Origin of the sequence: Streptomyces sp. NBC_01707 (genome assembly GCF_041438805.1) — a bacterium.
Taxonomy (GTDB): domain Bacteria; phylum Actinomycetota; class Actinomycetes; order Streptomycetales; family Streptomycetaceae; genus Streptomyces.
Genome location: NZ_CP109190.1, coordinates 3,772,143 through 3,796,853, shown reverse-complemented (window position 1 = coordinate 3,796,853; position 24,711 = coordinate 3,772,143). Strand labels below are relative to the sequence as shown.

The window sequence follows — 24,711 nt, the reverse complement described above, 5'->3', positions numbered from 1 at the left end:
CTCACGGATCACTGACGGCCTCCGCGCAGGCGGAACGGTCCGCAGAACCCTTGGCCATGGATATTCTCTGGCGATGTCGAATCAGTCAGTGACAGCGGGACTCGCTCTCGCCGGTGTGATGGCGCACTGCGGCGGAAGCCCGGTCGGCGCCGTGAAGTTCCTGGCGGGGGCGATAGCCTCAGCTCCGGCGGCCCCGGAGCCCCATGCGGCCCTCGCCGAGTTGTGGCGGGACCGTCGCTCGGAGCTCAAGGAGGGCCTCGAAGGGGACGGCTCCTTGAGCGCTGTGCTGGCACAGGCGTACTTCCTGTTCCTCGACGGGGACATGGACGACGCGGTGATGTCCCTCGGTTCGGTCACGGGGGCTCGGCCCGACGTGGCATGGGGCACCGTCCCCTGGTTCGGCGATGCGCGGTTCCTCGGCGCGGTGAGTGCCGAGGCGTTGGCGGAGGCGTGTCTGCGGACGCTGGACTACGGCCACGACCTGGACACCGACGCGATGCGCGAGCGGTTCACGCCGTGGTTCCATGCCATCGACGTGGTGTCCGAACGGAGTCCCGTGCCGGAGTCGTTGGCCGCCATGGCCCGATTGCCCCGTGCCTGCGGCCGCTACGAGCTGGCCTTCGCCCTGTGCGACCGCGGCGATGCCGTCGATCGGGTCATGTGGACCGCGGCCGCCCGTGCCGGCACCTGGCGTGCGATGGGCGACCTGGACCGGGCTGCGGAGTCCTTCGAAGACGCCCTGGCCCTGGACCCTGCCAACTGGTCCCTCTGTCTGGACCTTGCCGACGTGCGCGCCGAGCAGGGCGATTTCGCCGCCGCCGTGGGTCTCGTCGACCAGGGCCTGCGACACGAACCGGGGGAAGTCTCCCTGCGCGCGGCGGGTGCCGCCTATCGCACGCGCCTGTCCGGCTCGTCCGACGATCTGCGGGCCCTGATCGTCCTGGCTCCGGAGCTCGCGAGCGCCTCCTACCGGGACCTGCTGATCGACTACGCGTGCGCGGGGCCGGGGTTGCCTGACGAGCTCGTGGCCAAGGCCCGCCGTATCCGCGAGAACTGAACACGCGACACCCCGGGGCTGATCTCAGCACGGAGTGCAGCGAAGAGGGCCCCGGGACGATCTCCCCGGGGCCCATGCCGAGTGCACGCAGCAGGACCCGGACCTGCAGCCTTCTGATCCGTAGGCGGGTGCGCGCATGGATCACGCGGCCTGTCACAGCCGTGTCGCCCGGGCGGTTCCGGAACACGTCGCGGGTGTCGATCCTCCCGTCGGACGGTCGCAGATGTTCGGCGCTCCGACCGGCTCCGCCTTCCCCCGCAAGCGCCGGTGACAGCTGATCGGCCCGGCCGGGGACAAGCCGGCGACCGCCCCTTACGCTGCTCCCGTGGACTCCACCGAGAGGGCACCGGCTGTGGCCCGGTCACGGGCACGGCTCGCGAGCTCCGTCGCCGCTTTCCTCGTTCTTTCGCCCTTCGTGGCGTGGCTGTTCGCACTGGCAGGCCTTGTTCCGGCGGGCGCGTCCGTCGTCTGCGCTCTGACCGGCGGACTCGCAGGGGCCGTCCTGCTGCCCGAGCTGTGCCAGGAAACCGGGTTGGTCCGTTGTTCGATGTCTCGTGTGATCGCGCGAACGCTGACCGGTGAGCGTTCCGTGGATCTCACGCGCATCAGAGATGTCCGACTGCTCACCGGCTTCGGCTACGGCGGTACGTTTCGCGCTGTCGTGGTGCGTGACAGAAGCGGTGCGCGCGTCGGCCTCACCACGCTCAGAAGCCAGCGGGCTCTGGCGCGAGCGCTGCAAAACGCCCGCGGTGACGCGCGAGGTGGGCCACGCGTCAGTCGGGCTGCGCGCGCTCATCTCGGTCTCGGGGCGCGACACCATCGCACGATCCACACCGTGATCATTTTTCTCGTCCTGACGATCTCCGTCCCTCTCTACATGGGGCTTGTCCTCAGACTCGCCGAATTGCAGTGAGCCGGGCTTCCTCGCGACGCAGCGGAGCGCCGAGCCCTGAGTCGCCTCGAAGAGGGCGGCGGCCGTTCGGGCGGCAGCGCTCGCGTTCGACGGGCCGAATCCTGGCGGTGCTCACGTGACGAACCTGGAGCTCGGCCTACGCGTCGCCGGGGGCGGACGACGCGCTGTACCCCGTGTCCGAGCCGTCCGACGCGTGCCGGGGCAGCTCCGGTCGCTCGTACGTGCGCAGCGACGCGTCCTCCGGATCCGGTCGCACGGCACCGAGCATCGGGTTCGACGCCACCGGTGAGACCTTCACCCGGGTCCCCGGCCGGGGCGCCTGCACCACCAGACCGTTGCCGATGTACATCGCCACGTGCGTGGCCTTCGGGAAGTAGATCACCAGGTCACCCGGACGCAGCGTGTTCAGCCGTACCTTCCGAAGGCGCCGCCACTGTTCCTGCGAGGTCCGCGGAATGGGTCGGCCCGCGGTCGCCCAGGCCCGTGAGGTGAGCCCCGAGCAGTCGAACGACCCCGGCCCTTCCGCGCCCCACACATACGGCTTGCCGACCTGCCCGATCGCGTACTTCACCGCCTCGCCGCCCGCCTCGGACGGCTGCCGGGACGAGGACAACGCGCCCGAGGCGATCAGCGCGCCCTGGGCCTTCTCCGTGGCCTGCTGCTCCAGCCGGGACATCTGGGCGATCTTTTCGGCCGAGAGGGTGGCCAGCAGCTTCTCGACGTTCCGCAGCCGCGCCCGAACGGTGTCGCGCTGCCTCTTCTGCCGCGCCGCCAGCACCCGCTGTCTGTCTCGTACCTTGCGGGCTGCGGTGGCCAGGCCGTCGGCGTGTTTCGCTGCGTCGGTGAGCCGTTTCACGGTCGCGGCCCGGCCGGCGGCCACCCGTTGGATCACATGCCCCTGGTCCAGGGCGTGCTCGGGATCGCGGGCCAGCAACAGCTGTGCGTACGAGGAGAAGCCGGACCGCCCCTGGTACTGCTCACGGGCCAGCCGCCCCGCTTCGTCGTGGCTGCGGGACAGTGCGAGCCTGGCCGCGGCGAGGGCGGAACCGAGCCGTTTCGCCTCGGCGGTCCGTTTCTTCAGCTCGGCCACGGTCCCGTTGTACGTCTCGGTGGCTTCCTCCGCCTGCCGGTACAGCGTGCGCATCTCGGTCAGCAGCTCGGCGATGCTCTTGGTGGAGCCGGGGCCCTTGCCGGTGGCCACGTCCGAGGGACCGGGGTCCGGTGCCACGGGGGCGGCAACGGCGGGGGAGGCCATGACGAGAGCGGCGAGCGCCGCGGAGCAGACAGTGCGCAGGACCGTGCCTGACACGGAATCACCTCCGATGACGGGGCGATCGCGTGACTACCCCATGAGTGAGCGCGACAGGTCCATACGGTCACCGGGTGTCCGGTGATGCAAGAACCCCGCGGCGTGGCGGCCGCGGGGTTCCCTCGGAAGGCCGGTGTCCCGCAGGCTCACGCCACCGGGAACGCGTAGAAGATCCGTTCGCGCTGGACCACAGCGGTTTTTCCGAAGGCCATCACCCGGTACGGAGCGGTGACTGTGGCCCCGTTCGGATCCTGCACGCCGATGTCCTGGAACTTCCACAGCCGTCGCCCGTCCGCCGCCGCGAACGCGGTGACCTGCGCCCCTCCGGCCGCCAGCAGGGTCTTGCCGGAGAGACTGACGGTGACGGCGGGGGCGGCGCCGCCGGGCGCCGCCTCCGTGGACCGCCGCCAGCGCAGCTTTCCGGTAACCCGGTCGACCACGCCGACCTCCTGGTTGCGGTTGGTGGTGTGCAGGAGCGTTCCGGCCGGTACCGGGGTCCCGAACACGGAGCCGGCGGTGCCGTTCAGGGTCCACTCCGGCTTGCCGCCGGGCATCTCGAACGACTGGAGGTCGTCGCCCACCGCCGCGTAGAGCAGACCCCGGTCGTCGCCGACGGCCGCCCCGTCCGGCGCGACCCTGCCGAACGACTTGGTCCACAGCAGCTTCCCGCTCTCGCGGTCGAAGCAGCGGAAGACAGCCTTGCCCTTCGCGGCCTTGACGTCTCCCGGAGCGAGCGTCGCGCTCGTCTGGCGTACGACGATGTCGTCCGGCCGCAGGGCGATCAACCGGTAGGCGGGGGCGGCCGATTCACGTCCGGTGGGTACGGAGGTCCGCCACACCTCCTTGCGCTGCACGACGTCGTACGCGAACAGGAACGACACGACGGCCTGGGTGTCCTTGCCGGGCTTCCTGCCCTTCTTCGGCTTCTTGGCCTTCACGGTGACCTTGTGGGAGCCGGTGAACCAGATGACCGGCCCGGACCGGCCGACGATGTCCGACACGGTCAGATACGGCGTGTCCTCGAACCCGTCCTCGTACGCCACCCGGTGGGTGACCTGTCCGTTCCGGGCCGACAGCCAGAGGAACTCGGACGGCCCGGCGACGAAGCAGAGATCCTCGCCGGCGGGCAGGGCCGCCTGTCCCTTGGCTCCGTCCGCACACTCCCAGACGCGGTGGCCGGAGCGCAGATCGATCCCGGTGGCCTGTGTGTCGCCGGTCAGGACGAGCAGTCGGTCGAGCCAGAGGGCGGCGGTGAGCGGCGCGGGCTCGGCGTCGGGATGCGTGTACACCCAACGCGGCTGCGGCGGCTGCCCGGCCACGGTGGGGCGCGTGGGGGCCGGGGCGGCTTTGGCGTCGTCCTGGTCCTCGGAACCGCCGGACCTGAAGGCGAGTACGGCCCCGCCCCCGACGACGAGCCCGGCAGCACCCGCGACGCCACCGACGAGCAGGGTGCGACGATCGAGGGAGGGGGCTGCGGAAGCGGGAGCGTCGGGCGGGCCGGCAGGGGGAGGGGAGGCAGGGGGAGCGGTGGGGGTGGTTGCCGGGGCGGTCGATGCGGGGGCGGCCGGTGTCGGAGCGGCCGGCGTCGTGGGAGCGGGAAGAGGCCGTGGCACGAGCGGTGCGACAGGTGGCAGACCCGTGGGCAGCTCGGCCGGAGGTCCGCTGCGCTCCCGCGGGATCGACAGCTGGGTGGTCGGCCGGTCGGGCTCCGGCGCACGGGGGCTGCCGACACTGCCGATGCGGGTGGTCCGGACGTCGTCATCCCTGGTGGCGGGGGTGTCGGGCCGGGCGTCGGCGGGTCCGTCGGGGGCCGCGTCGGCGGAGTCATGGTCGAGGGGGCCGAGCAGACTGTGGGTCGGCGAGTCGACAGGGGTTCCGGTGGCGGAGTCGGCCGCACCGTCATCCGGATCCGCCGCCAACTTTCTTACGTGTCCGGCCTGTTCCATGATCAGCCGTGACAGCGGATCCGGCAGCCAGCCGCCCTTGGCCAGGGCCGCCGCACCCTCCAGTGCCAGTTCCGCCGCCACCGCGCCCGCGGTCGGCCGGTCGGCCGGGTCCTTGGCCAGGCAGCGCGCGATCAGGCCGCGCAGTTCCTCCGGGACCGCGTCCAGTTCCGGTTCGGTACGGGCGATCCGGTCGGCGGCCTCCGCCGCCGGCCCGTCGGCGAGCGGGGTCGTCCCGGTCGCCGCGTACGCCAGCAGCAGCCCGAGCACGAAGAGGTCGGAGGCCGGTCCGGCCTCCTTGCCCTCGACCTGTTCCGGGGTGAGATAGCCGAGCCGTACGGACAGCTGCCCGCCCGCCCGGGCCTCCGCGTCGGCTGCCGCGCCCAGGGGGCCGAAGGCGGTGAGCCGGGGCCCGTCCTCGGCCAGCAGCACCGTCCTGGGGGCGAGCCCTTCCAGTACGGCCCCGGTGGCGTGCACCCGGGAGAGGGTTTCGGCGATGCCCGCGCCCAGTATCCGCACCGCACGCTCGGGGAGGGGGCCCGCGAAGTCGATCGCGTCGGCGAGCGTCAGCGCCGGCACGTACGTCGCGGCCGTCCACAGGTGCTCGTCCGCGGGGCCGTCCGCGTCCTCGTCCCGGTGATCTGCCGTACGGGTGACGATCTGTGGCTGGACCCAGCCACCCGCCAGCCGGTCCGCCGTGCGTGCCTCCGCCTCGAAGCGGCGGCGGAAGGCGGGGAGCGCGGCGAGTTCGGGGCGGGCCGCGGTGATCACGACGGTGTCGTCGAGGGCGGGGTCGTGCGCGAGGTACTGCACGGCGCTCGCGGTCTCGCGGAACCGCGCCACCACGGTGTACGGACCGAAGCGGCGTGGATCGTCCTGACGCAGCGCCTCCATGGCGCACCCCCTTGTGACCGGTCTCGTGACCATGGATCCGTCGATCTTAGAGGGTCCGGTGCGCGCAGCCGGGATGCGCGCGGGTCAGTTCGGTTTCGACCAGGGCCACTTGGGAGTGTGGCGCTCGCGGCCCTCGGGCGCGTATTCGTACACCCAGCCGCGCTGCACACCCAGCCGCTTGGAGTATCCGGCCGGGACCCGCCGGTAGGTGTACACGGTGGCCGGTCCGCCGTCGGCATCCGGCACCGGGACCTCGTACCACTTGGGCGGATGGCCGGTCGCGCCGACGAGGACGGGCAGGACCCGCCCGTCCAGCGGGCCGCCCCTGAAGGTGGTGTTCTCACTTCTCACGCCCCCAGTCTGACCCAGGGGCGTGTTCCGGTACTCAGTCCGGTGGCAGCAGGTGCGCCGCTTCGGCGATCACCGGGACGAGCCGGGCGGCCAGCCGTCCGGCCGGGCCGTCGGCGGTCTCCAGCGCCAGCAGCTCCGCCACGACGGATGCAGTCTCCCGGTCCGTCGCCGCGGTGGCGGCGAGCAGGGTGATCAGCTGGTCGACCAGCCAGGCGCGCAGATCGTCCGCCGGAGGCTGCTTCTCCTCGTCCAGCCAGATCAGCGAGGCCGCCTCGACGGCCGCGATCCAGGTGCGCACCATCATCCGCAGCCGGGGGCCCGGTGCCTGCGTGTCTCCGCGGCCGAGGTGGAGCAGGATCTGTTCGGCCGCCGCCCGCCGCACCTCGTCGACGATCGCCGTCGTCCGGGACGTCTCCGCGACGCTGCCACCGCGCAGCAGCGCGCTGAACCCGGTGTCGTGCTCGTCGACGAAGGCGAGATAGCGGCCGAGCACCCGCGCCACCCGTTCGGTGGGCGGGCCCACGGGCGGCTCGGTGAAGCACAGCTCCAGTTCGTCGGCGGCGGACCGGAGCGCAGCCTCGTACAACTGCTGCCTCCCACCGGGGAAGTATCGGTAGACGAGAGGGCGGGAGACTCCGGCCGCCGCCGCGACCTCGTCGAGCGAGACCTCGTCGGGAGCCCGGTGCGCGAAGAGGGTGAGCGCCGCACCGAGGAGTTGCGTGCGGCGCTCCTCGACGCTGAGCCTTTGGTACGCGCGGTTCGGCGGGGCTGCGGCAGCGGAGGTCATACCTCGAAGCGTAAGCGGTCCCCTCGGCGCGGGGAGCCGGGTCAGGCCAGCAGGCCCGAGCTCTTCCACAGCCTGCGGCCGACCCCGTTCAGCACACCGATGTCGTCGAGGAAGTCCGTCAGCCGCTTCGCGCCGGTCTGCATGACCTCCGTACGGTGGCCGCTCGCCTTCACCTGGGCGACGGCCTCGCGGCGGTCGAGGCCGACGTTCTCGTACACCTGCGGGTTGACGAAGCAGACGGAGAAGACGCGTGCCGCCTCCCCGCAGCTCAGCCGGGTGAACTCACGCTCCCAGCGAGGTGCGGTGACCATCTGCCGGCGCAGCTCCTCGCGGGCGTAGCGGACATGCCGCGCCTCCTCGACCACATGGATCCGGGTCACGCCGCGCACCAGAGTCTGGACGCGCTCGTCCGGGAACGTCAGCCGCTGCATCCAGTCGAGGATCTCCTCGCCGAGCAGGGTCGCGGCGAACGATCCGGGCGTGTGGACACCGTCTTCAGCACCCGTGCGAGGTTGTGATAGACGCGCGGAACGGGGTAGTTGGGTGCCTGGCCCCACTGGATCATGCGGCCGAACATCATCGAGTGCCGGCACTCGTCGGCTATCTCGGTGAGTGCGTAGCGGACATGATTGCTGGTCACGGGCTTGTCGTAGATGTGCCGGACCAGCAGCTGCATCAGGATGATCTCGAACCAGATGCCGAGCGAGGCCAGCGAAGCCGCCTCGTGCCGGGCGAGGTCCATCCGCTGCTCCTCGGACATCTTCCGCCACAGCGGGGTGTCGTAGAGCGAGACGAGCTCGGGCGGCCAGAACCACTTGCCGTCCTCGACGGCCGCATCCCAGTCGAGCTCGGTGTCCGGGTCGAAGGAGTGCTTGGCCGAGGACTCCAGGAGGCGTTCGGCGATCTGCTCGCGGTCCCGGAGCGGGCCGAGTGCGTCGCGAAGCGTCTGCACGTCGCGTTCGGTCACTGTCGTCATGGCTGAGGGCACCTCACACGTGGGTTACCAGCGGTCACTTCTTATGAGACTGCTTGTCAGCAAGGCCGTCAATCCCTTGCGCACGACTTGTTGACCCGGCGTCTACCAACGTGTGAACCTGCCAACTGACGTAACCGCCACGGAACTTATCGAACCATGCGAGGCGAAGGAGCCGTCCGTGTCGACACACGACCTCTACACCACCGCCCCCGAGGAACCGCTGTGGCAGGTGCCCGCCTCCGGCGCCGCCCGCTTCAGCTGGGAGTACGACGACGGCCGCGAGCGCCTCCTCGCCCTCTACCAGAAGGGCAAGGACAAGCAGTGGGACGGCAACAAGCGCATCGACTGGAGCCTGGAGGTCGACCCCGCCGACCCGCTCGGCACCCCGGACGAGGCGCTCACGCTGTACGGCACACCGCACTGGGCGAAGATGACCGAGAAGGACCGGGGGGAGCTGCGCAAGCACTACACCTCCTGGCAGTTCAGCCAGTTCCTCCATGGCGAGCAGGGCGCCATGATCTGTGCGGCCAGGATCGTGGAGTCGGTCCCCGATCTGGACGCGAAGTTCTACTCCGCGACCCAGACCATGGACGAGGCCCGGCACGCGGAGATCTACGGCAGGTTCCTGCACGAGAAGGTCGGGATGCTCTACCCGGTCAACGACAACCTGCAGGGCCTGCTGGGCGACACCCTGCGCGACTCGCGCTGGGACATGCCGTACCTCGGCATGCAGGTCCTCATCGAGGGGCTCGCCCTCGCCGCCTTCGGCATGATCCGCGACACCACGACCAAGCCGTTGCCCAAGCAGATCCTCGCGTACGTCATGCAGGACGAGGCCCGCCATGTCGCCTTCGGACGAATGGCGCTGCGCGACTACTACAAGCAGCTGAGCGACGCCGAACTGCGCGAACGCGAGGAGTTCGTCATCGAGGGCTGCTACCTGATGCGGGACCGGCTCAGCGGTGTCGAGGTGCTGCAGAACTTCGGCGTGGGCAAGCAGGAGGCCAAGGAGCTCTCCGAGCACTCGGAGTATCTGCAGCTCTTCCGCAAGCTGCTGTTCAGCCGGATAGTCCCGTGCGTCAAGGACATAGGACTGTGGGGCGAAAGGCTCCAGAAGGCCTACGTCGACATGGGCGTCTTCGAGCTCGGCGACTCCAACCTGGACCTGCTGATGGCCCAGGACGAGGAGATCGCCGAACAGCTGGACCGAGACCGGTTCGCGGCGGAGGAACAGGCCCGCGTGGCGGAGGTCGAGGACGCGATAGCGGACGGCTCGGCGTAGGCGGCCCACCACCAGGCCCTCGAGCGGCCGGCGTCCGGAGGCCGGCCGCGGGACCGCCCACCGGTCACTCCCCGTACCGGCGCCTGCGGCAGTGCGGCGGGCGTCTTGGCGACGCCCTCGGCGGTGACGCGCGGATGTCGGGGCACAGTTCCTCGAGATCTCGGGCCGGACGCCGGCCGTTCGCGTCCATGAGGGATGTACACCCGCTCCCGCCGGGCGCCAGGATGGCCCTCATGACGCCCCCGCGCGCAGACCTGGCGGCCGCCCGCCGAAGCCTCGAAGGACTCTCACTCGGTGATGCCTTCGGGGAGCGATGGTTCCCGCTCTTCCGCTCGCCCCAGCAGGCCCGTGACGAGATCCGCGCCCGTCGCGCACCCGCCGAACCGGTCTGGCACTGGACCGACGACACGGCGATGGCCCGCGCCCTGCAGCGCGTCCTCGACGACCACGGCGAGGTCGACCAGGACCGGCTCGCCACCTGCTTCGCCCTCACGTACGACATCGACCCGGCCCGCGGTTACGGCCACGGCATGCACATCCTGCTGCCCGAGCTGCTCACCGCACCGGCCGACTGGCGTACCCTCGCGCCCGACCTGTTCGAGGGCGGCAGCCTCGGTAACGGCGCCGCCATGCGGGTCGCACCGCTCGGCGCCCGGTTCCACGCGGACCTCGACCATGTAGCCAGGCAGGCGCAGTTGTCGGCCGAGGTCACCCACGCCCACCCGCAGGGCATCGCGGGCGCGGTGGCCGTGGCCGTCGCCGCCGCACTGCAGGTGCGGGGCGGGTTCACGTTGACGGCGGTCGCCGACCGTACGCCCGAAGGACCGGTACGGGACGGGATCCGGCGTGCCGCGGCCGTGCCGTTCACCACCGAACCGTGGAAGGCGGCCGATCTGCTCGGCAACGGCCAGCGCATCCGGGCCGACGACACGGTCCCGTTCGCGCTGTGGACCGCGGCCCGGCATGCGGGCGATCTGGAAGCGGCCCTCTGGGCCACCGCCGAGGGCTTCGGCGACGTCGACACGACCTGCGCCATCACCGGCGGAGTCGTCGCCGCGGCCACCGGCGTCGACGGAGTGCCGGCCCGGTGGCTGCGCAGTCGTGAGCCGCTGAGCTGAGACGGCCACCCTGTGTCGAATCGGCGTTCGCATGAGTGACGTAACTTGGGCGCCATGACCATGCCGCCGCCGCAGCCGCCGCAGGGCCCGTACGGGCCGCCTCAGCCTCCGCACCCGCAGCACAACCCGTATGCCCAGCAGCCCCCGTACGGCTATCCGCAGCAACTGCCGCCGCAAGGGCCCTGGGGGCAGCCGGGGATGCCCGGCCTGCCCGGCGCCCGGCCGCCGAGGAAGAAGCGGACCGGCATGGTCATCGGGATCGCCGCCGCCGCACTGGTGGCGGTCGGCGCCCTCGGCTACACCGCCTTCCAGCTGGTCGGGGCCGGGAAATCGGTCGTGGGTGGCTTCCCCGAGGCCGAATACCGGCTGACCGTGCCGAAGAAGCTGCTGGACGAGGAGTACACGCTCGCCGAGGACACGTCGTCGACCGACGGCAAGGAGGTCGAGGAGGTCCCTGACCCCAGCGTCCGTGATGTGAAGGCCGTCGTCACCCGGTACGCCTCCGCCGAGGACGGCGTTCTGGTCATCTCCGGTATGTGGGGCCGGATCAGGATGCCGGAGTTCACCCGGGACAAGATCCTGGAAGGGGCCGCGGGAGAGAAGGGGATGACCGTCGTCGTACCCGCCAGGGAGTTCACGCCCGACGGATACGACATCACGGTGGCCTGTCAGGTCGTGACGTCGAAGGACGCCGGAACGACCAGCACCATTCCCATGTGCGCCTGGGGCGACGACAACACGGCGGCCTTCGTCGGCCTGGTCACTCCCAAGATCGCGGTCCAGGACCCGAAGAGCGTGGACCTGGAGCAGGCGGCGGCGGACACGGCCCAGGTCAGGGCCGAGTCGCGCAGGCCGATCGGCTGATCAGCCCGCTGCGGCGGTCGGGGCCGGGAAGACGGTCCGCAGGGTGAACGCCCGCTCCGTCGGTCCGTGCTCGCGCAGATGCCGCAGACGCTCCTCGGCGTCCTGCACCGTCGGGCGTTCACCGGCCGGCACCCACCACAGGGCGGTCATCGCCTCCGCCACCCGCTCGAACCACTCGCGCCGCCGGGCGAGGAGCTCGCGGTGCTGCCCCTGGTACATGAAGGCCGTCAGGGCGTCCCTGTCCCGCCACACCGACATGTTCACGATCAGCCAGGAGTCGCCGAAGACCGGTACGTCGGTGGCGTTCCCGGTCTCGCTCCGGAGCCGCCAGATGAAGCCGGCGGCTCGGTCGGCGACCGCGTTGACCGGATCGAGAGCGTCGACGAAGTCCTTCAACTCGGTGGAGTCCAGCGGGAATCTGAGTCGGGCGATGTTCACCTGCGCGAGTTCGTGGCCGGGCTGCGGCGCGAGAGATGTCATGGCCGCACAGTAATCAGCGCGCTCCGCGCCGCACGGACCGTTCCGCGCCGCGAGACGACCCGGTCCGCAACCGTGCAGTCGTACCTTCAGCCCCGCAGCGCCGCCTCCATGACGGACCTGGCGATCGGAGCCGCGCTCCCGCCCCCGCTGATGTCCGCCCGCTTCGCGGCGGCGTCCTCGACGACGACCGCGACGGCGACCGCCGGCTGCCCCGAGTCCGGGGACTCGGCCCAGGAGATGAACCAGGCGTACGGCATACCGGTGTTGTCGATGCCGTGCTGCGCGGTGCCGGTCTTGCCACCCACCGTCACCCCGTAGATCGCACCGTTCGACCCGGTGCCCCGCTCCACGACGTCGACCATCATCCGCTGCAGCTGCGACGCCGTACGCGGGCTCATCGCCTGGTGGTACGAGCGGGTGGTGTTCTGACGGACGGTGGTGCCGCCCTTGGTGGTCGTACGGTCGACCAGGTACGGGTACTTGAGCTCCCCGCCGTTCGCCACGGCCGATGCCACCATCGCCATCTGCAGGGGCGTCGCCGTCGTGTCGTACTGCCCGATCGACGACAGGGCCAGCTGGTCGTCGCTCATGTCGGTGTCGAAGTTGCTCTTCGCCACCCCGGACGGGATCTTCAGCCCGGTGTCGTTGAAGCCGAACTTCCGCACCGCTTCCACCATCCCGTCCAGCCCCACCTGCACCCCCAGATGGGCCATCACGGTGTTGCACGACACCCGGATCGCCTCGGCGAGCGACGCCTCCTCACAGCCGCGCGCCTCGTTGGGGAGCGTGGTGCTGGTCCCGGGCAGCACATAGGGGGACGGGGTGTCGGTGTAGGCGTCGGGGTCCTTGACCACGTCCGCGTCGAGCGCGGCCGCAGCTGTCACGATCTTGAAGGTGGAACCCGGCGGATAGGTCTGCCGGATCGCCCTGTTCAGCATCGGCTGGTTCCTGTCCGCGTTGAGCTGCCGCCAGGCGTCGGTGACCGAGGAACCGGTGCCGGAGAGCCGCCCCGGATCGTACGAGGGGGTCGAGACCAGAGCGAGGATCTTGCCGGTCGACGGCTCGAGGGCGGCGACCGCGCCCCGCCGGTTGCCCAGCCCGTCGTACGCGGCGCGTTGCGTCGAGTCCTTGATGGTGGTGACGACGTCGCCCGCGGGCTGCTGGCTGCGAGTGATCTCGTTCCACAGGGGGACCGGGGCGAGCATCGGGTCGGTGCCGGAGAGGATGCCGTCCTCGGCGTTCTCGATCAGCGTCGTGCCGTACGTCTGCGAGGCATAGCCGGTCACCGGTGCGTACAACGGGCCGTTGGTGTACGTGCGCTCGTAGCTGAGCTGCTCGCCGGTGTTCCGGGAGCCGGTGACGGACCTCTTGCCGACCATGATGTCGCCGCGCGGCTGGTCGTAACGGACGATCGTCCGGCGGCGGTTGGCGGGGTTGCCGTCGAGTTCGTCGGCCTGGAAGACCTGGATGCGGGCGGCGTTCAGCAGGAGCGCCATGAGCAGCAGCAGACAGAACGCGGCGGCCCGCCGGATGTAGCGGATCACGACTGCTCCTCCGCGACCGGTGCGACGACCCCGGTCTCCACCTGGTCGGGGTGCGGTCTGCGGGCGACGTCGCTGACACGGATGAGCAGCGCCACGATGATCCAGTTGGTGACGACGGACGAACCGCCCTGGGCGAGGAACGGCATCGCCATGCCCGTCAGCGGGATCAGCCCCATCACACCGCCCGCGATGACGAACACCTGGAGGGCCAGGATCGAGGCGAGCCCGATCGACAGCAGCCGCCCGAAGGGGTCGCGCAGGGCGAGGCCGGCCCGATAGCCGCGGGCGACGAGCAGCGCGTACAGGAGGAAGACCGCCGTCAGCCCGGACAGCCCGAGCTCCTCGCCCGCCGTCGCCAGGATGAAGTCGGACTTGGCGGCGAAGCCGATGAGGATGGAGTGGCCGAGACCGAGCCCGGCACCGAGCATCCCGCCCGCGGCGAACGCGAACAGCGACTGGGCGAGCTGGCTGGGCCCGCGGCCCGCGGCGATGGTGGCGAACGGATCGAGCCAGTCCTGCACCCGGCTGTGCACATGCGGTTCGAAGGAGCCGACGACGAAGGCGCCGACGGCGGCGAGCAGCAGTCCCACCGCGATCCAGCCGGTCCGGCCGGTCGCCACGTACAACATGATCACGAAGAGGCCGAAGAAGAGGAGCGAGGTGCCCAGGTCGCGTTCGAGGACCAGCACGCAGACGCTGAGCAGCCAGATCGCCACGATCGGGCCGAGCACACGGCCGGTGGGGAGCTGGAGCCGCCAGAACTTGCGGCCGGTGTAGGCGAGGGCGTTGCGGTTCGCGGCGAGATACGCCGCGAAGAAGACGGCGAGCAGAATCTTGGCGAACTCGCCGGGCTGGAAGGAGAATCCGCCGACCCGGATCCAGATCTTGGCGCCGTTCACGGCCGGGAAGAAGATCGGCACGATCATCAGGACGAGGGCGGCGGCGACCGAGAGGTACGCGTACCGCTGGAGCACCCGGTGGTCGCGGAGGAAGACGACGACCACGGTGAAGAACGCGACACCGAGCGTCGACCAGATCAGCTGGGTGGGTGCGGCCTGGTCCTTGGGCGTCTCCAGATCGAGCCGGTAGATCAGTACCAGGCCGAGACCGTTGAGCAGCACGGCGATGGGGAGCAGCAGCGGATCGGCGAACGGGGCGCGGAAGCGGACGGCAAGGTGCGCGAGGAGGGCGAGCAACCCCAGGCCGGCGCCGTAACCGGCGACATCGGGAGGGACCGCGTCGTTGCGCGCGAGACCGACGGCGGCGTAGCCGTAGACGGAGATGAGGACCGCCCCGATGAGGAGCGAGAGCTCGACCCCGCGCCGCTTGGGCAGGCGTAGCTCGGGCGGGGGTGCGTCCGGCGTTGCGGTCATGCCCCGCAACGTAGCAAGAGGTGGACCTTATTTCCCTTATGTCGCTTCGGCCTGGCCGTCGCCGGTCGGCCCGTCGCCTCCGGCCCGGCTGCCGTTGCCCTTCCGGCCGGCCGGTTCGTCCTCGTCGAACCGCACGTACTCCGGGAGCGTCAGCCGAGCCTCCGCCCCGCCGTCCTCCGCATTGACGAGGACGAGTTCGGCGCCGATGACGGCCGACTGTCCGACGGCGATGGTCAGTCCGAGCCCGTGGCCCTTGCCGCCGCCCTCGGTGCGGAACCGCTGCGGACCGCCGGTCAGCAGATAGTCCGGGAAGCCCGGGCCGTGATCGCGTACGGTCACCATCGGCCCGTCGACCGTCAGGACCACCGGCGGGCGGCCGTGCTTGTGTGCGTTGGTGATCAGATTGCCGAGGACCCGTTCCAGCCGGCGTCTGTCCGTCTCGACCCGCACGTTCCTCACCGCGTTGCCGGCTTCCGCTCCCACGACGCGGATCTCGGTCGCCGTGCCCGACGCGCGCACCACCCGTTCGGCGAGCGGCGCCAGTTCGTGCACGGCGAGATCGACCTCCTCGGTACGGGCGTCGAGGCGGGAGATCTCCAGCAGATCCTCCGTCAGCGCCCGCATGGTGCGGACCCGGTTCCGCACCAGCTCGGCCGGCCGGCCGGCCGGCAGCAGTTCGGCGGCGGCCGAGAGACCGGTCAGCGGGGTGCGCAGCTCGTGCGCCACATCGGCGGTGAAGCGCTGTTCGGCCAGCAGTTTGCGCTGGAGCGTGGACGCCATCGTGTCCAACGCGCCGGCGACGATCGCCACCTCGTCCTGCGGGCGCGAAGGGTCCGCCGTACAGGGGTCGTCGACGCGGGCGTCGAGATCGCCCGCGCTGATCCGGCGGGCCACCCGGGCGGTCTGGTGCAGCCGCCGGGTGACCCGGCTGACGGCGAACGCGCCGATCAGCAGCGTGACGGCGATCGCCAGCAGCGAGGAGCCGACGATCGCCCGGTCGAGGCGTTCGATGGTGCGGGCGCTCACGCTGTAGTCGATCTCGGTGGCGAGCGCACGGCCGTCGGCCGGGCCCGCGGCCCACATGGCCGCCCGGCCGTGGGCGTCCGCCTCGACGGTGCCCCGGCGCCCGCTCACGGCCAGGTCACGCAGGGAGGCGGGCAGACCGGCCGGGTCGATACCGGAATCCGGCGGGAGCACCTCGCCCGCCTCGTACGCCCTGGTCGCGTCCGCCAGCCGGGCGAGTGCCTTGTCGCGGGCCTCGCTGACGGTCTCCCGGGTCACAGCGGTATGCACCAGTACACCGAGCAGTGCGGCGAGGGCGCAGCACATCACGGTGATGAACACCGCGGCCTTCCAGGTGAGCGTCGCGGTCCAGGCGGGCGTATGCGGTCTCCGTCGCCTCATCGCCGCCCCTCGGAGACGGCGGGCGACGGCGACGTCGCGGTCGGCTCAGGACTGGGCTCCACGCTCGGCGGGGCGGTGGGCTCCGCCTCCTGGGCCTTCCGCAGGATCTCGTCCTGCGTCGGCAGCATCGCGTGCTGCCGGCCGTCCCAGGACCACACCGTCCGGTACTCGTACCCGGTGATCGCCGAAGGCACCCGCATGATCACATCCCGGCCGGCCAGCTCCACGCTGATCACCGCGTCCGAGACGGCCATGATCCGGGTCAGCGCGCCCGAGTGCGCCATGTAGACCCGGACGGAGAGCCGCCCGTCGCTCCGACGTACGCCGAGCACCATGTCGTCCCTGCCCACGCCCGTCAGATCGCGGTAGTACGGCTGCAGGACCGGGCAGGCGTCGGGCGCGGTGCGGCACGCGGTGATCCTCCGCACCGTGTCGGCGGGAAGTTCGTCCGAACCGCTGGACCGGCTGGTGGTGGCCATCAGGTCGGCCTGCACCACGGCGACCGGGTCCAGCGCACGCACGTCGTCGTGCGGGACGGTGATTCCGGGGATGCGCGCCGTCGCACCCTCGCCGTAGTCGTACGGAGCGGCGGAGGCGGGCGGCAGCTGGGGCCAGAGCCGGGCGGGTCCGATGGCGGTCGGGGCCGGTCCGGCGCTCCGCAGCCGGCCGCCGTCGGTGCCGCAGCCGGCCAGCAGCGCGGCGCCGACGGCGGACACGAGGGCCGCCGTCGCGCTGCGCGTCACCCGGCGCTGCGGGCACATCGCTCGCTCCCTTCCAGGTCGTCCGGTCCATGAGTCCGCAGACCCGTGATGCATCGACCTTATTCGGAAGGAAGTTCTTTATGTCTGTTTGCTTCCGGTGAAGAGGTAGTTGTTCAGTGCTGGTAGGGGTTCTGCCCGTCCTGCGCGTACCCCGGCTGCTGCGTCTGCCCGAACGGGTTGCCGTCCTGTGCCGCCACGTGCTGCGCCAGCAGCTGCTCGGCCTGCTCCTTCGGGATCTTCTGCTCGCCGCCGCAGAACGTGCACTGCGTCGCGTACTTCGTCGAGAACGGGAACAGCGGCACGAAGAACAGCGTGAACTTCGTGACCCGCTTGCGCAGCGTGTGCGCGGCCGGGTTGCCGCACCAGCCGCAGACAAGCGTCAGGACGGCCAGTTGATAGAGATAGCCTCGCGTACCAAAGATGATCACGTTGTGGGCCCCTTCCCCGTGTTCCCCGGGAGCGCTCGCCGGCAGAGTGCCAGCAGCTTTTCGTCCTCGTATGTGTCGTGGCTGCCGTACCCGCCGTCCATCGCGTTGTGACGGCGGACGGAGGCGAGTTCGGCACGCAGCACGTGTGCCGCATCCGACCCTGCACCAGCAGTACCCATCCGCGCCAGGCATTCGGCCACCCGGACCCTGACATGGCGATTCTTCTCCCAGGCAGCCAGCATGACCGGCACGGACCCCTCGGTCCGGCCGGACACCTCCCACAGCGCGATCGCCGCATCCACCCGCAGCCACAGCTCGTCGTGCGACAGCAGGGCCCGCAACCATGGCGCTGTCGCTTCCGCCCGGGCCCCCAGTCCGCCCAGCGCGGTCACCGCCGACCGCCGCTCGTGCGCATGCTCGGCCCGGAGCCCCTCGATCAGCACCGGCAGCACGGCCTCCGCATCCCCGTCGACCGCCCACAGCGCCTGTGCGGCCTCCGTCGCCGCCGCGGTCCCGGGGCGGCGAATCAGCGCCCGCAGCTCCGGTACGGCGCAGTGCGCGGCGGAGCCGAACGAGCCGAGCGCCCGCAGCGCCGACGTCCGCAACCACTCCCCGCGATACTCCGGCGCACCGCGCAGCACCCGCAGCACCTCCGGTGCGGCCTCGCCCGCCCGCAGCGCGGTCAGCCCGAAGAGCAGCGGATTCGCCCGGTCGTACGCCCCCTCGTCGAGAGCGATCTCGCCGAGCCTGCGGCGCAGCACCCCGGCCAGCGGCGCCGCCGCCGCCCCCAGATGTCCGATGGCGAACCCCACGTCATGCGGCACCTCGGGACGCTCCAGGGCGGCGGCCAGCGCGGGCAGGGCACGGGGGTCACCCAGCCGGGCCAGCGCCTTCACCGTGCTGCCGAGCCCCGGCGGTCCGCTCGCCCAATCCTTCACCCAGGCCCCGGGGTCCGCCGCCACCCGCGCCGCCAGCGCGTCCGCGGCCGGCGCGGCGAGCCCGAAGAGCTCCTCCAGCACATGCGAGGCGGCCTCGGTCAGTTTCGGCTCGGGGGAAGCGAGCTGTTCGCCGACGAGCCGGACGAGCTCCTCGTACGAGCCCCGCCAGGCCCGTATCAGCCCGGCGCTCATCCGCACCGCGTCGATCCGCTGCCGCAGGTCGGGGCTGCGCAGCTGATCGGTCAGCAGCGCCGTCCGGTCGGCGACCCGGTCGTCGAGTCCGACATGCAGTGTCCGCAGCAGATCCGCCGTCCAGGGGGCGGTACGCCCCGCGGACTCGGCGGCGGACAGCGCCCGCAGCTGACCCACCAGGGTCACCGGCGCGACTCGCTCCTCGGTGGCATCGGCGGCCGGCCCCGGATCGTCCCCCGGCCCGGCGGTGACCACCGGATCCGCCCCGTCGGCTGCGCCGGCCGGATCCGCGCGCAGCCGGCGCAGCAGTCCCGCCACCACCCGTACGACATCGCCCGGCAGTGCTTCCGGCGCGCACCTGGCCAGCTGCGCGAGGGCGGCCAGCCGCAGCCCCGGCGCGTACGACTCCGCGGCGAGCCGGCTCAGCCAGTCGGCCGCCTGTCCGGCCAGCGGGCTGTGCCGCAGCGCGACGCGCCCGGCGGCCTCCACGAGCGCGAGCCGTACCTCCTCGTCCGGCTCCACCGGCAGCCGCTCCCGCAGCAGGGCGAGGACCCGCACCGGGTGGCCGTGCAGTGTGGCGAGCGCCAGCGGCGCGGCGAGTCGTACCCCCGGGTCCTCGTCGGCGATCAGCTCGAAGAACACCCCGGCGCCGGCGGTGACGGCGGCGGCGGCCATCGCGTAGTTGGCCGCGCCCTGGATCTCCTCCTCGTCGAGCTCCTCCTCGTCGTCCTCGTCCAGATCGATGCCACCGATGCTGGTGAGCAGCTCGACGATGCTGCCGCGGTCCTGGATGCCCGGATCCGCGACCAGCTCGAAGAGAAACGGGATGCAGGCGAGTGTGCAGGCGTACACATCGCCCTGGTGGTGCACGGCCCCGTACATGCCGTCCAGCGCTCCCTCGCGCTCCGCCGGATCGCCGGACGCCAGCCCCCGCAGCAGCCCGGGCACATCGTCGGCAGGCCCGTACGCATGCTCCATCGAGGCCCATTCGACCTCGTCGATCCCCGCGAACACTCCATCGCCTCCCCACGTGACCTCACGAAGCAGTGTCTGGGCAGAGTGTGCACCACGGCCCGGACAATCCACCCGCCACATGCAGCCTTTTGCCCGCACGGACGCCGACGGCGGCCTGCACGGCTGCTGACCAGGCCCGACGGACTCCGTTCAGGGGACGGCAGGCAGCGGCCGGGCCCGGTCCGGATCGGTCAGCGGGGCGAGCAGGTCCCCGTACCGCTCCAGCCGCCCGCCCATGTCGGCGGCCAGAAAGACCAGCTCGGCGGGGGTCCGGCAGTCCTCGATCTCCGCCCAGGTGACGGGCGCGGAGGCGGTCGGCTCGGCTCTGGCGCGCAAGGTGTAAGGAGTGGCGGTGGTCTTCGCCGCCGCGTTCTGACTGAAGTCGACGAACACCTTTCCCGGCCGCAGCGCCCGTGTCATCCGGTGCACCACCAGGTCCGGATGATCCTGCTCAGCCTCCACCGCCAGCCGTTTCGCGTACGCCGACACCCGATCGGCGGGTGTGGGCTCGAGCGGTACGAGAAGATGCAGCCCCTTCGATCCCGAGGTCTTCCCGTATGCGGACAACCCGTCCGCCGCCAGCCGCTCGCGCAGCCACAGCGCCACCCGACAGCACTCCACGACGGTTGCCGGAGCCCCCGGATCGAGGTCGAACACCATCCGGTCGGCGATGCCCGGAGCATCGGCCTGCCACTGCGGTGTATGGAACTCCACCACCAGGTTCGCGGCCCACATCAGCGACGCCAGATCCTGTACGACCACCTGCCGGTTCTGCTGTGCCGCATGCCGCGGCACCTCGGCGATCCGTACCCAGGACGGGGTGCCGGGCGGCGGGTTCTTGGTGAAGAACCGCTGCCCGTCCGGCCCGTCCGGATAGCGCAGGAAGGACACCGGCCGGTTGTGCAGATGCGCGAGCAGGGCGTCGGCCGCCGTGACCGCGTAGTAGTGGAGCACCTCGCCCTTGGTGGTCCCGGTGGCCGGATACAGCACCTTGTCGAGGTTGCTGAGCGCCAGGCGCCGCCCCTCCACCTCCGTGATCGGCGTCATACGATAAGAATCACATGATTCCGGGATCTTGAGGAATCAATCGCCATCTATCGATACCTGTCGAAATCTTCAGGGACACAGGGGTGAACGGTGAGGTCCATTTGGAACGGCGCGATCTCCTTCGGGCTGGTCAGCATCCCGATCAAGCTGGTCAACGCCACGGAGAGCCACTCGATCTCCTTCCGCCAGATCCACCTCGCCGACGGCGGCCGGATCCGCTACCGGAAGGTCTGTGAACTCGACGAGCAGGAGGTGACGGCCGCCGAGATCGGCAAGGCGTACGAGGACGCCGACGGCACGATGATCCCGATCACCGACGAGGACCTGGCCTCGCTCCCGCTTCCCACCGCCAAGACGATCGAGATCGTCGCATTCGTGTCGGCCACCGAGATCGACCCGCTCCAGATGGACGCGGCGTACTACCTCTCCGCCAACGGAGTCCCGGCGGCCAAGCCGTACACCCTGCTGCGCGAGGCCCTGAAGCGGAGCCGGAAGGTCGCGGTGGCCAAGTACGCACTGCGCGGCCGTGAACGGCTCGGCATGCTGCGCGTGGTCGACGACGTGATCGCCATGCACGGCCTGCTCTGGCCCGACGAGATCCGTGCCACCGACGGCGTGGCCCCGGAGTCCGACGTCACGGTCCGTGACGCCGAACTCGATCTGGCCGACGCCCTGATGGCCACCCTCGGTGAGGTCGACATGGACACGCTCCATGACGACTATCGCGAGGCGGTGGAGACCCTCATCGCCTCGAAGGCCTCCGGCGAGGCGTTGCAGCCCGCCGCCTCCGGCGAGCCCGGCGGCGGCAAGGTGCTCGACCTGATCGCGGCGCTGGAGAACAGCGTCCGGGCGGCGAAGGAAGCTCGCGGCGAGGAGCCGGGAGAGGCGGAGGGCGCCCCGGTGGCCAAGGTCACCTCACTCGCAGGACGCAAGAAGAGCGGCGGAACCGGGGCGAAGAAGAAGGCTGCCTCCGCGGCCAAGAGCACCGGACGGAAGGCCGCCGGGAAGAAGACGACGCCGGGCAGAACGCCCGCCAAGAAGACCACGGCACGGTCGGCGACGAAGTCGGCCACGAAGAAGACGACAGCGAACACGGCCGCAAAGACAGCGAAGTCGGCAACGGGCGCGAAGCCGGCGGCCAGGAAGGCATCTCCCAAGAAGCGCGCCTCGGCCTGACGGTTGGTCGATGAAAATCGGACGAAAGTGACCCAATGGGCACGCACTGCTGGAAAGTGTTAGAAATGGCGCCATGGTCGACCATTCCGACCGATCCCGGAGCAGATCGGTTCGGTCACTGAGCGGCAGGCGTCCGCGAAGCGTAGCCCGGCAGGTGTTCGTCCTGCAGGCGGTGGTCATTGTCCTGCTCGTGGCGGGCGCGGTTCTTGCGCTGGTCCTCCAGTCGTTTCACGACGCCGAGATCGAGGCGGAGCGCCGCTCGGTGGCGGCAGCGGAGTCGTTCGCACACTCTCCGGGGATCGTGGACGTGCTGAAATCTCCCGATCCCTCGAAAGTGCTGCAGCCGCTCACCGAGGAGGCGCGGAAGCTGGCCGGGGTCGACTTCATCGTGGTGACGGACACCCACGGGATTCGCTACACACACCCCCGACCGGAGCTCATCGGGAAGAAATTCGTCGGCAACATCAAACCCTCGCTGGAGGGCGAGGTCCACGTGGAGGACGTCCAAGGCCCCCTCGGCCACGAGGTCCAGGCGATCGTCCCCGTCACCGCTCCCGACCACTCGGTCGTGGGCCTGGTGTCCGCAGGCCTCAGGGTCAAGAACGTCGCCAACACGGTCAGCAGGCAGCTGGTGGTCATCTTTGCCAGCGGTGCCGCCGCGCTCGCCCTGGCCACGGGCGGGGCCGCGCTGGTGGCCAAGCGGTTGCGCAGGCAGACCCACGGGCTCGATCCCGCCCAGATGACACGTATGTACGAGCACCATGACGCGGTGCTGCACTCCGTCCGCGAAGGAGTGCTCATCGTCGGACGCGACGGTCGGCTGCTGCTGGCGAACGACGAGGCCGAACGGCTGCTCGATCTGCCCCCCGATGCCCAGGGACGCCGGGTCGAGGAACTGGAGAGCCTCGACCCGGCCACGGCGGAGCTGCTCGTCTCCGGTCGCGTGGCCACGGACGAGGTGTACCTGGCCGGGGACCGGATGCTGGTGGTGAACCAGCGGCGCACGGACCACAACGGAGGCTCTCTGGGAACGGTGGCCACCCTGCGCGACTCCACCCAGCTCCTGGCGCTGTCGGGCAAGGTGGATGCGGCGAACGAGCGCCTCAGGCTGCTGTACGACGCGGGGCTGGGCATCGGCACCACTCTCGACGTGGCGCGCACGGCCGAGGAGCTGGCCGAGATGTCCGTCCCCCGTTTCGCGGACTTCGTCACCGTCGACCTCGCCAACGCCGTCCTGCTCGGCGAGGAGCCCACCGGAACGGCCGCAGACATGTGCCGCGTGGCCGTCAGCGGTATCCGCAACGACCACCCGCTCTACCCGCGCGGCGAGCTCATCACCTTCCTTCCCTCCACGCCCCAGGCTCGTGGATTCGCCACCGGCCGGTCGGTGGTGGTGCCCGACCTGGCCTCCGCGCCCGGCTGGCGTGCTCAGGACCCGGAACGCACGGACGACGTCATCGCGTACGGGATCCACTCACTCCTCACGACGCCGCTCCAGGCACGGGGCGTGGTTCTCGGCATGGCCAACTTCTGGCGCTCGCGGGAAGCCGGAAAGTTCGACGAGGAGGACCGGTCACTCGCCGAGGAGCTGGTCGCCCGCGCCGCGGTCAGCATCGACAACGCCCGCCGGTACGCCCGCGAACACGCCCTGGCGGTCATGTTGCAGCGCAGCCTGCTGCCGCGCGCTCTGCCCGAGCAGAACGCCCTGGATGTAGCCCACCGCTATCTGCCCGCTCAGTCGGGAGTCAGCGGTGACTGGTTCGACGTGATCCCGCTGTCGGGCAACCGCGTCGCCCTCGTCGTCGGTGATGTGGTCGGCCATGGACTGCATGCCGCCGCGACCATGGGGCGGCTCCGCACCGCGGTGCACAACTTCTCCACGCTCGATCTGCCGCCCGACGAGCTCCTCGGCCACCTCGACGATCTCGTCGACCGCATCGACAGGGAAGAGGGGACCACGGACGTCGGTGTCGGGGTCGTGGGAGCGACCTGCCTGTATGCGATCTACGATCCCGTCTCCCGGCACTGCACCATGGCCCGCGCCGGGCATCACCTCCCCGCGCTGGTCCAGCCCGACGGCAGAGTGGAGTTCCCCGACCTTCCTGCCGGGCCGCCACTGGGACTCGGCGGCATGCCGTTCAAGACGGCCGAACTGGATCTGGCCGTGGGTGCTCAGCTGGTCCTCTACACCGACGGGCTGATCGAGGACCGCACCCGGGACATCGACGTGGGGATGGAGCTGCTCCGCCAGGCTCTGGCCCATGTCGGCCGATCGCCGGAACAACACTGCGGGGCGGTGCTCGACGCACTCCTTCCCGCCCAGGCCCAGGACGACGTGGCACTGCTCATCGCCCGCACCCGCGCGCTCTCCCCCGACCAGATCGCCGAGTGGGACGTCCCGCTCGACCCCGCCGCGGTGGCCGGGATACGCGCCGCGGTCGCCGAGAGGCTCGACGAATGGGATCTGTCGGAGCTGGCGTTCACCACGGAGCTGATACTCAGCGAGCTGATCACCAACGCCATCCGCCACGCCTCCGCGCCGATCCGGGTGCGGCTTCTGCGTGACCGCAACCTGATCTGCGAGGTGTCCGACGGCAGCAGCACCTCACCCCATCTGAGGTACGCGGCTACGACGGACGAGGGAGGCCGTGGTCTGTTCCTCGTCTCGCAGATCGCCGAGCACTGGGGCACGCGGTACACCCCTGAAGGCAAGGTCATCTGGGCGCAGCAGCCGCTGCCCGGAGCCACGGACAGTCCTTGAGGGACTCAGCGGCGTGATCACGACCTCCGTGAAGGAGCGCAGCTGTCGAGGTCGGTACGCACGCACTGCTGCCCCGGGGCCGGAGCCCCGGGGCAGCAG

General features: G+C 70.9%; 19 protein-coding genes and 1 pseudogene. 6 read left to right on the top strand and 14 right to left on the bottom strand.

Translation table 11 applies throughout. The features are described 5' to 3' along the window. Window positions 1-73: 73 nt before the first annotated feature. Complete coding sequence (locus OG963_RS16965; protein ID WP_093929384.1) at window positions 74-1,057, top strand: tetratricopeptide repeat protein; 984 nt, start codon at window positions 74-76, stop codon at window positions 1,055-1,057. Window positions 1,058-1,418: 361 nt separating this feature from the next. On the opposite strand, the gene OG963_RS16960 is transcribed toward OG963_RS16965, so the two are convergent. From OG963_RS16960 to OG963_RS16935, 6 genes and pseudogenes are all read right to left on the bottom strand, one after another. Then, window positions 1,419-1,889 carry a hypothetical protein gene (locus OG963_RS16960; RefSeq protein ID WP_319738718.1) on the bottom strand — a complete coding sequence of 157 codons (471 nt, stop codon included), beginning with the start codon at window positions 1,887-1,889 and terminating at the stop codon, window positions 1,419-1,421. 217 nt (window positions 1,890-2,106) lie between these two features. Then, entirely contained in the window at window positions 2,107-3,279 is a 1,173-nt protein-coding gene (locus tag OG963_RS16955; protein WP_256223405.1) for a C40 family peptidase, read from the bottom strand. A gap of 146 nt (window positions 3,280-3,425) precedes the next feature. Continuing rightward, the gene (locus tag OG963_RS16950; RefSeq protein ID WP_371799210.1) at window positions 3,426-6,116 is read right to left on the bottom strand and encodes a PQQ-binding-like beta-propeller repeat protein; all 2,691 of its coding nucleotides are present in this window, start codon (window positions 6,114-6,116) and stop codon (window positions 3,426-3,428) included. A gap of 84 nt (window positions 6,117-6,200) precedes the next feature. Further along, window positions 6,201-6,467, bottom strand: coding sequence for a hypothetical protein (locus tag OG963_RS16945; RefSeq protein WP_030915852.1), 267 nt, complete (start codon window positions 6,465-6,467; stop codon window positions 6,201-6,203). A gap of 34 nt (window positions 6,468-6,501) precedes the next feature. Next, window positions 6,502-7,254 (bottom strand): TetR/AcrR family transcriptional regulator, encoded by a 753-nt coding sequence (locus OG963_RS16940; RefSeq protein WP_030915855.1) that lies wholly within the window; start codon window positions 7,252-7,254, stop codon window positions 6,502-6,504. Window positions 7,255-7,295: 41 nt separating this feature from the next. Next, window positions 7,296-8,230, bottom strand: a pseudogene (locus OG963_RS16935) (diiron oxygenase). 178 nt (window positions 8,231-8,408) lie between these two features. Between OG963_RS16935 and OG963_RS16930 the strand changes: the two are divergent. The 3 genes from OG963_RS16930 to OG963_RS16920 all read left to right on the top strand — a co-directional run bounded on the left by OG963_RS16930 (window position 8,409) and on the right by OG963_RS16920 (window position 11,494). After that, window positions 8,409-9,512, top strand: coding sequence for a ferritin-like domain-containing protein (locus tag OG963_RS16930; RefSeq protein WP_093772564.1), 1,104 nt, complete (start codon window positions 8,409-8,411; stop codon window positions 9,510-9,512). A gap of 233 nt (window positions 9,513-9,745) precedes the next feature. Then, a complete protein-coding gene (locus tag OG963_RS16925) occupies window positions 9,746-10,630 on the top strand; it encodes an ADP-ribosylglycohydrolase family protein (protein WP_371126317.1) in 885 nt (294 codons plus the stop codon). A 54-nt stretch (window positions 10,631-10,684) separates the two neighbouring features. After that, window positions 10,685-11,494: a hypothetical protein gene (locus OG963_RS16920; RefSeq protein WP_371799209.1), complete on the top strand. Its 810-nt coding sequence runs from the start codon at window positions 10,685-10,687 to the stop codon at window positions 11,492-11,494. Here OG963_RS16920 and OG963_RS16915 read toward each other — a convergent pair whose 3' ends face one another. The 8 genes from OG963_RS16915 to ligD form a co-directional block, all read right to left on the bottom strand. Next, window positions 11,495-11,974 (bottom strand): DUF3291 domain-containing protein, encoded by a 480-nt coding sequence (locus OG963_RS16915; protein ID WP_093772558.1) that lies wholly within the window; start codon window positions 11,972-11,974, stop codon window positions 11,495-11,497. Between the two features lie 86 nt (window positions 11,975-12,060). Next, complete coding sequence (locus tag OG963_RS16910) at window positions 12,061-13,518, bottom strand: penicillin-binding transpeptidase domain-containing protein (RefSeq protein ID WP_371799208.1); 1,458 nt, start codon at window positions 13,516-13,518, stop codon at window positions 12,061-12,063. Beyond that, the gene (locus OG963_RS16905; protein WP_030915874.1) at window positions 13,515-14,891 is read right to left on the bottom strand and encodes an FtsW/RodA/SpoVE family cell cycle protein; all 1,377 of its coding nucleotides are present in this window, start codon (window positions 14,889-14,891) and stop codon (window positions 13,515-13,517) included. The genes OG963_RS16910 and OG963_RS16905 overlap by 4 nt, the downstream gene beginning before the upstream one ends. 36 nt (window positions 14,892-14,927) lie before the next feature. Beyond that, window positions 14,928-16,295 (bottom strand): sensor histidine kinase, encoded by a 1,368-nt coding sequence (locus tag OG963_RS16900; RefSeq protein ID WP_319326030.1) that lies wholly within the window; start codon window positions 16,293-16,295, stop codon window positions 14,928-14,930. Further along, window positions 16,292-17,056 (bottom strand): hypothetical protein, encoded by a 765-nt coding sequence (locus OG963_RS16895; protein ID WP_093929379.1) that lies wholly within the window; start codon window positions 17,054-17,056, stop codon window positions 16,292-16,294. Before OG963_RS16895 ends, OG963_RS16900 begins: the two co-directional genes overlap by 4 nt. A 113-nt stretch (window positions 17,057-17,169) precedes the next feature. Beyond that, window positions 17,170-17,484, bottom strand: coding sequence for a zinc-ribbon domain-containing protein (locus OG963_RS16890; protein ID WP_030915883.1), 315 nt, complete (start codon window positions 17,482-17,484; stop codon window positions 17,170-17,172). Beyond that, window positions 17,481-19,628: a HEAT repeat domain-containing protein gene (locus OG963_RS16885; RefSeq protein ID WP_371799207.1), complete on the bottom strand. Its 2,148-nt coding sequence runs from the start codon at window positions 19,626-19,628 to the stop codon at window positions 17,481-17,483. Before OG963_RS16885 ends, OG963_RS16890 begins: the two co-directional genes overlap by 4 nt. A gap of 150 nt (window positions 19,629-19,778) precedes the next feature. After that, a complete protein-coding gene (gene ligD / locus OG963_RS16880) occupies window positions 19,779-20,675 on the bottom strand; it encodes a non-homologous end-joining DNA ligase (protein WP_093772548.1) in 897 nt (298 codons plus the stop codon). A gap of 90 nt (window positions 20,676-20,765) precedes the next feature. Here ligD and OG963_RS16875 point away from each other — a divergent pair, with 90 nt between their 5' ends. Together OG963_RS16875 and OG963_RS16870 are read left to right on the top strand one after the other, a co-directional pair. Further along, entirely contained in the window at window positions 20,766-21,851 is a 1,086-nt protein-coding gene (locus tag OG963_RS16875) for a Ku protein (RefSeq protein ID WP_371799206.1), read from the top strand. Window positions 21,852-21,924: 73 nt separating this feature from the next. Then, window positions 21,925-24,612 (top strand): SpoIIE family protein phosphatase/ATP-binding protein, encoded by a 2,688-nt coding sequence (locus OG963_RS16870; protein ID WP_093929378.1) that lies wholly within the window; start codon window positions 21,925-21,927, stop codon window positions 24,610-24,612. Window positions 24,613-24,711 lie beyond the last annotated feature (99 nt).

Bases quoted from the DNA above. Each gene is read 5' to 3' on its own strand.
- OG963_RS16965 (WP_093929384.1), top strand. From the start codon at position 74: ATGTCGAATCAGTCAGTGACAGCGGGACTCGCTCTCGCCGGTGTGATG.
- OG963_RS16870 (WP_093929378.1), top strand. From the start codon at position 21,925: ATGGTCGACCATTCCGACCGATCCCGGAGCAGATCGGTTCGGTCACTG.
- OG963_RS16900 (WP_319326030.1), bottom strand. From the start codon at position 16,295: ATGAGGCGACGGAGACCGCATACGCCCGCCTGGACCGCGACGCTCACC.
- OG963_RS16920 (WP_371799209.1), top strand. From the start codon at position 10,685: ATGACCATGCCGCCGCCGCAGCCGCCGCAGGGCCCGTACGGGCCGCCT.
- OG963_RS16915 (WP_093772558.1), bottom strand. From the start codon at position 11,974: ATGACATCTCTCGCGCCGCAGCCCGGCCACGAACTCGCGCAGGTGAAC.
- ligD (WP_093772548.1), bottom strand. From the start codon at position 20,675: ATGACGCCGATCACGGAGGTGGAGGGGCGGCGCCTGGCGCTCAGCAAC.
- OG963_RS16925 (WP_371126317.1), top strand. From the start codon at position 9,746: ATGACGCCCCCGCGCGCAGACCTGGCGGCCGCCCGCCGAAGCCTCGAA.
- OG963_RS16950 (WP_371799210.1), bottom strand. From the start codon at position 6,116: ATGGAGGCGCTGCGTCAGGACGATCCACGCCGCTTCGGTCCGTACACC.
- OG963_RS16940 (WP_030915855.1), bottom strand. From the start codon at position 7,254: ATGACCTCCGCTGCCGCAGCCCCGCCGAACCGCGCGTACCAAAGGCTC.
- OG963_RS16905 (WP_030915874.1), bottom strand. From the start codon at position 14,891: ATGACCGCAACGCCGGACGCACCCCCGCCCGAGCTACGCCTGCCCAAG.
- OG963_RS16895 (WP_093929379.1), bottom strand. From the start codon at position 17,056: ATGTGCCCGCAGCGCCGGGTGACGCGCAGCGCGACGGCGGCCCTCGTG.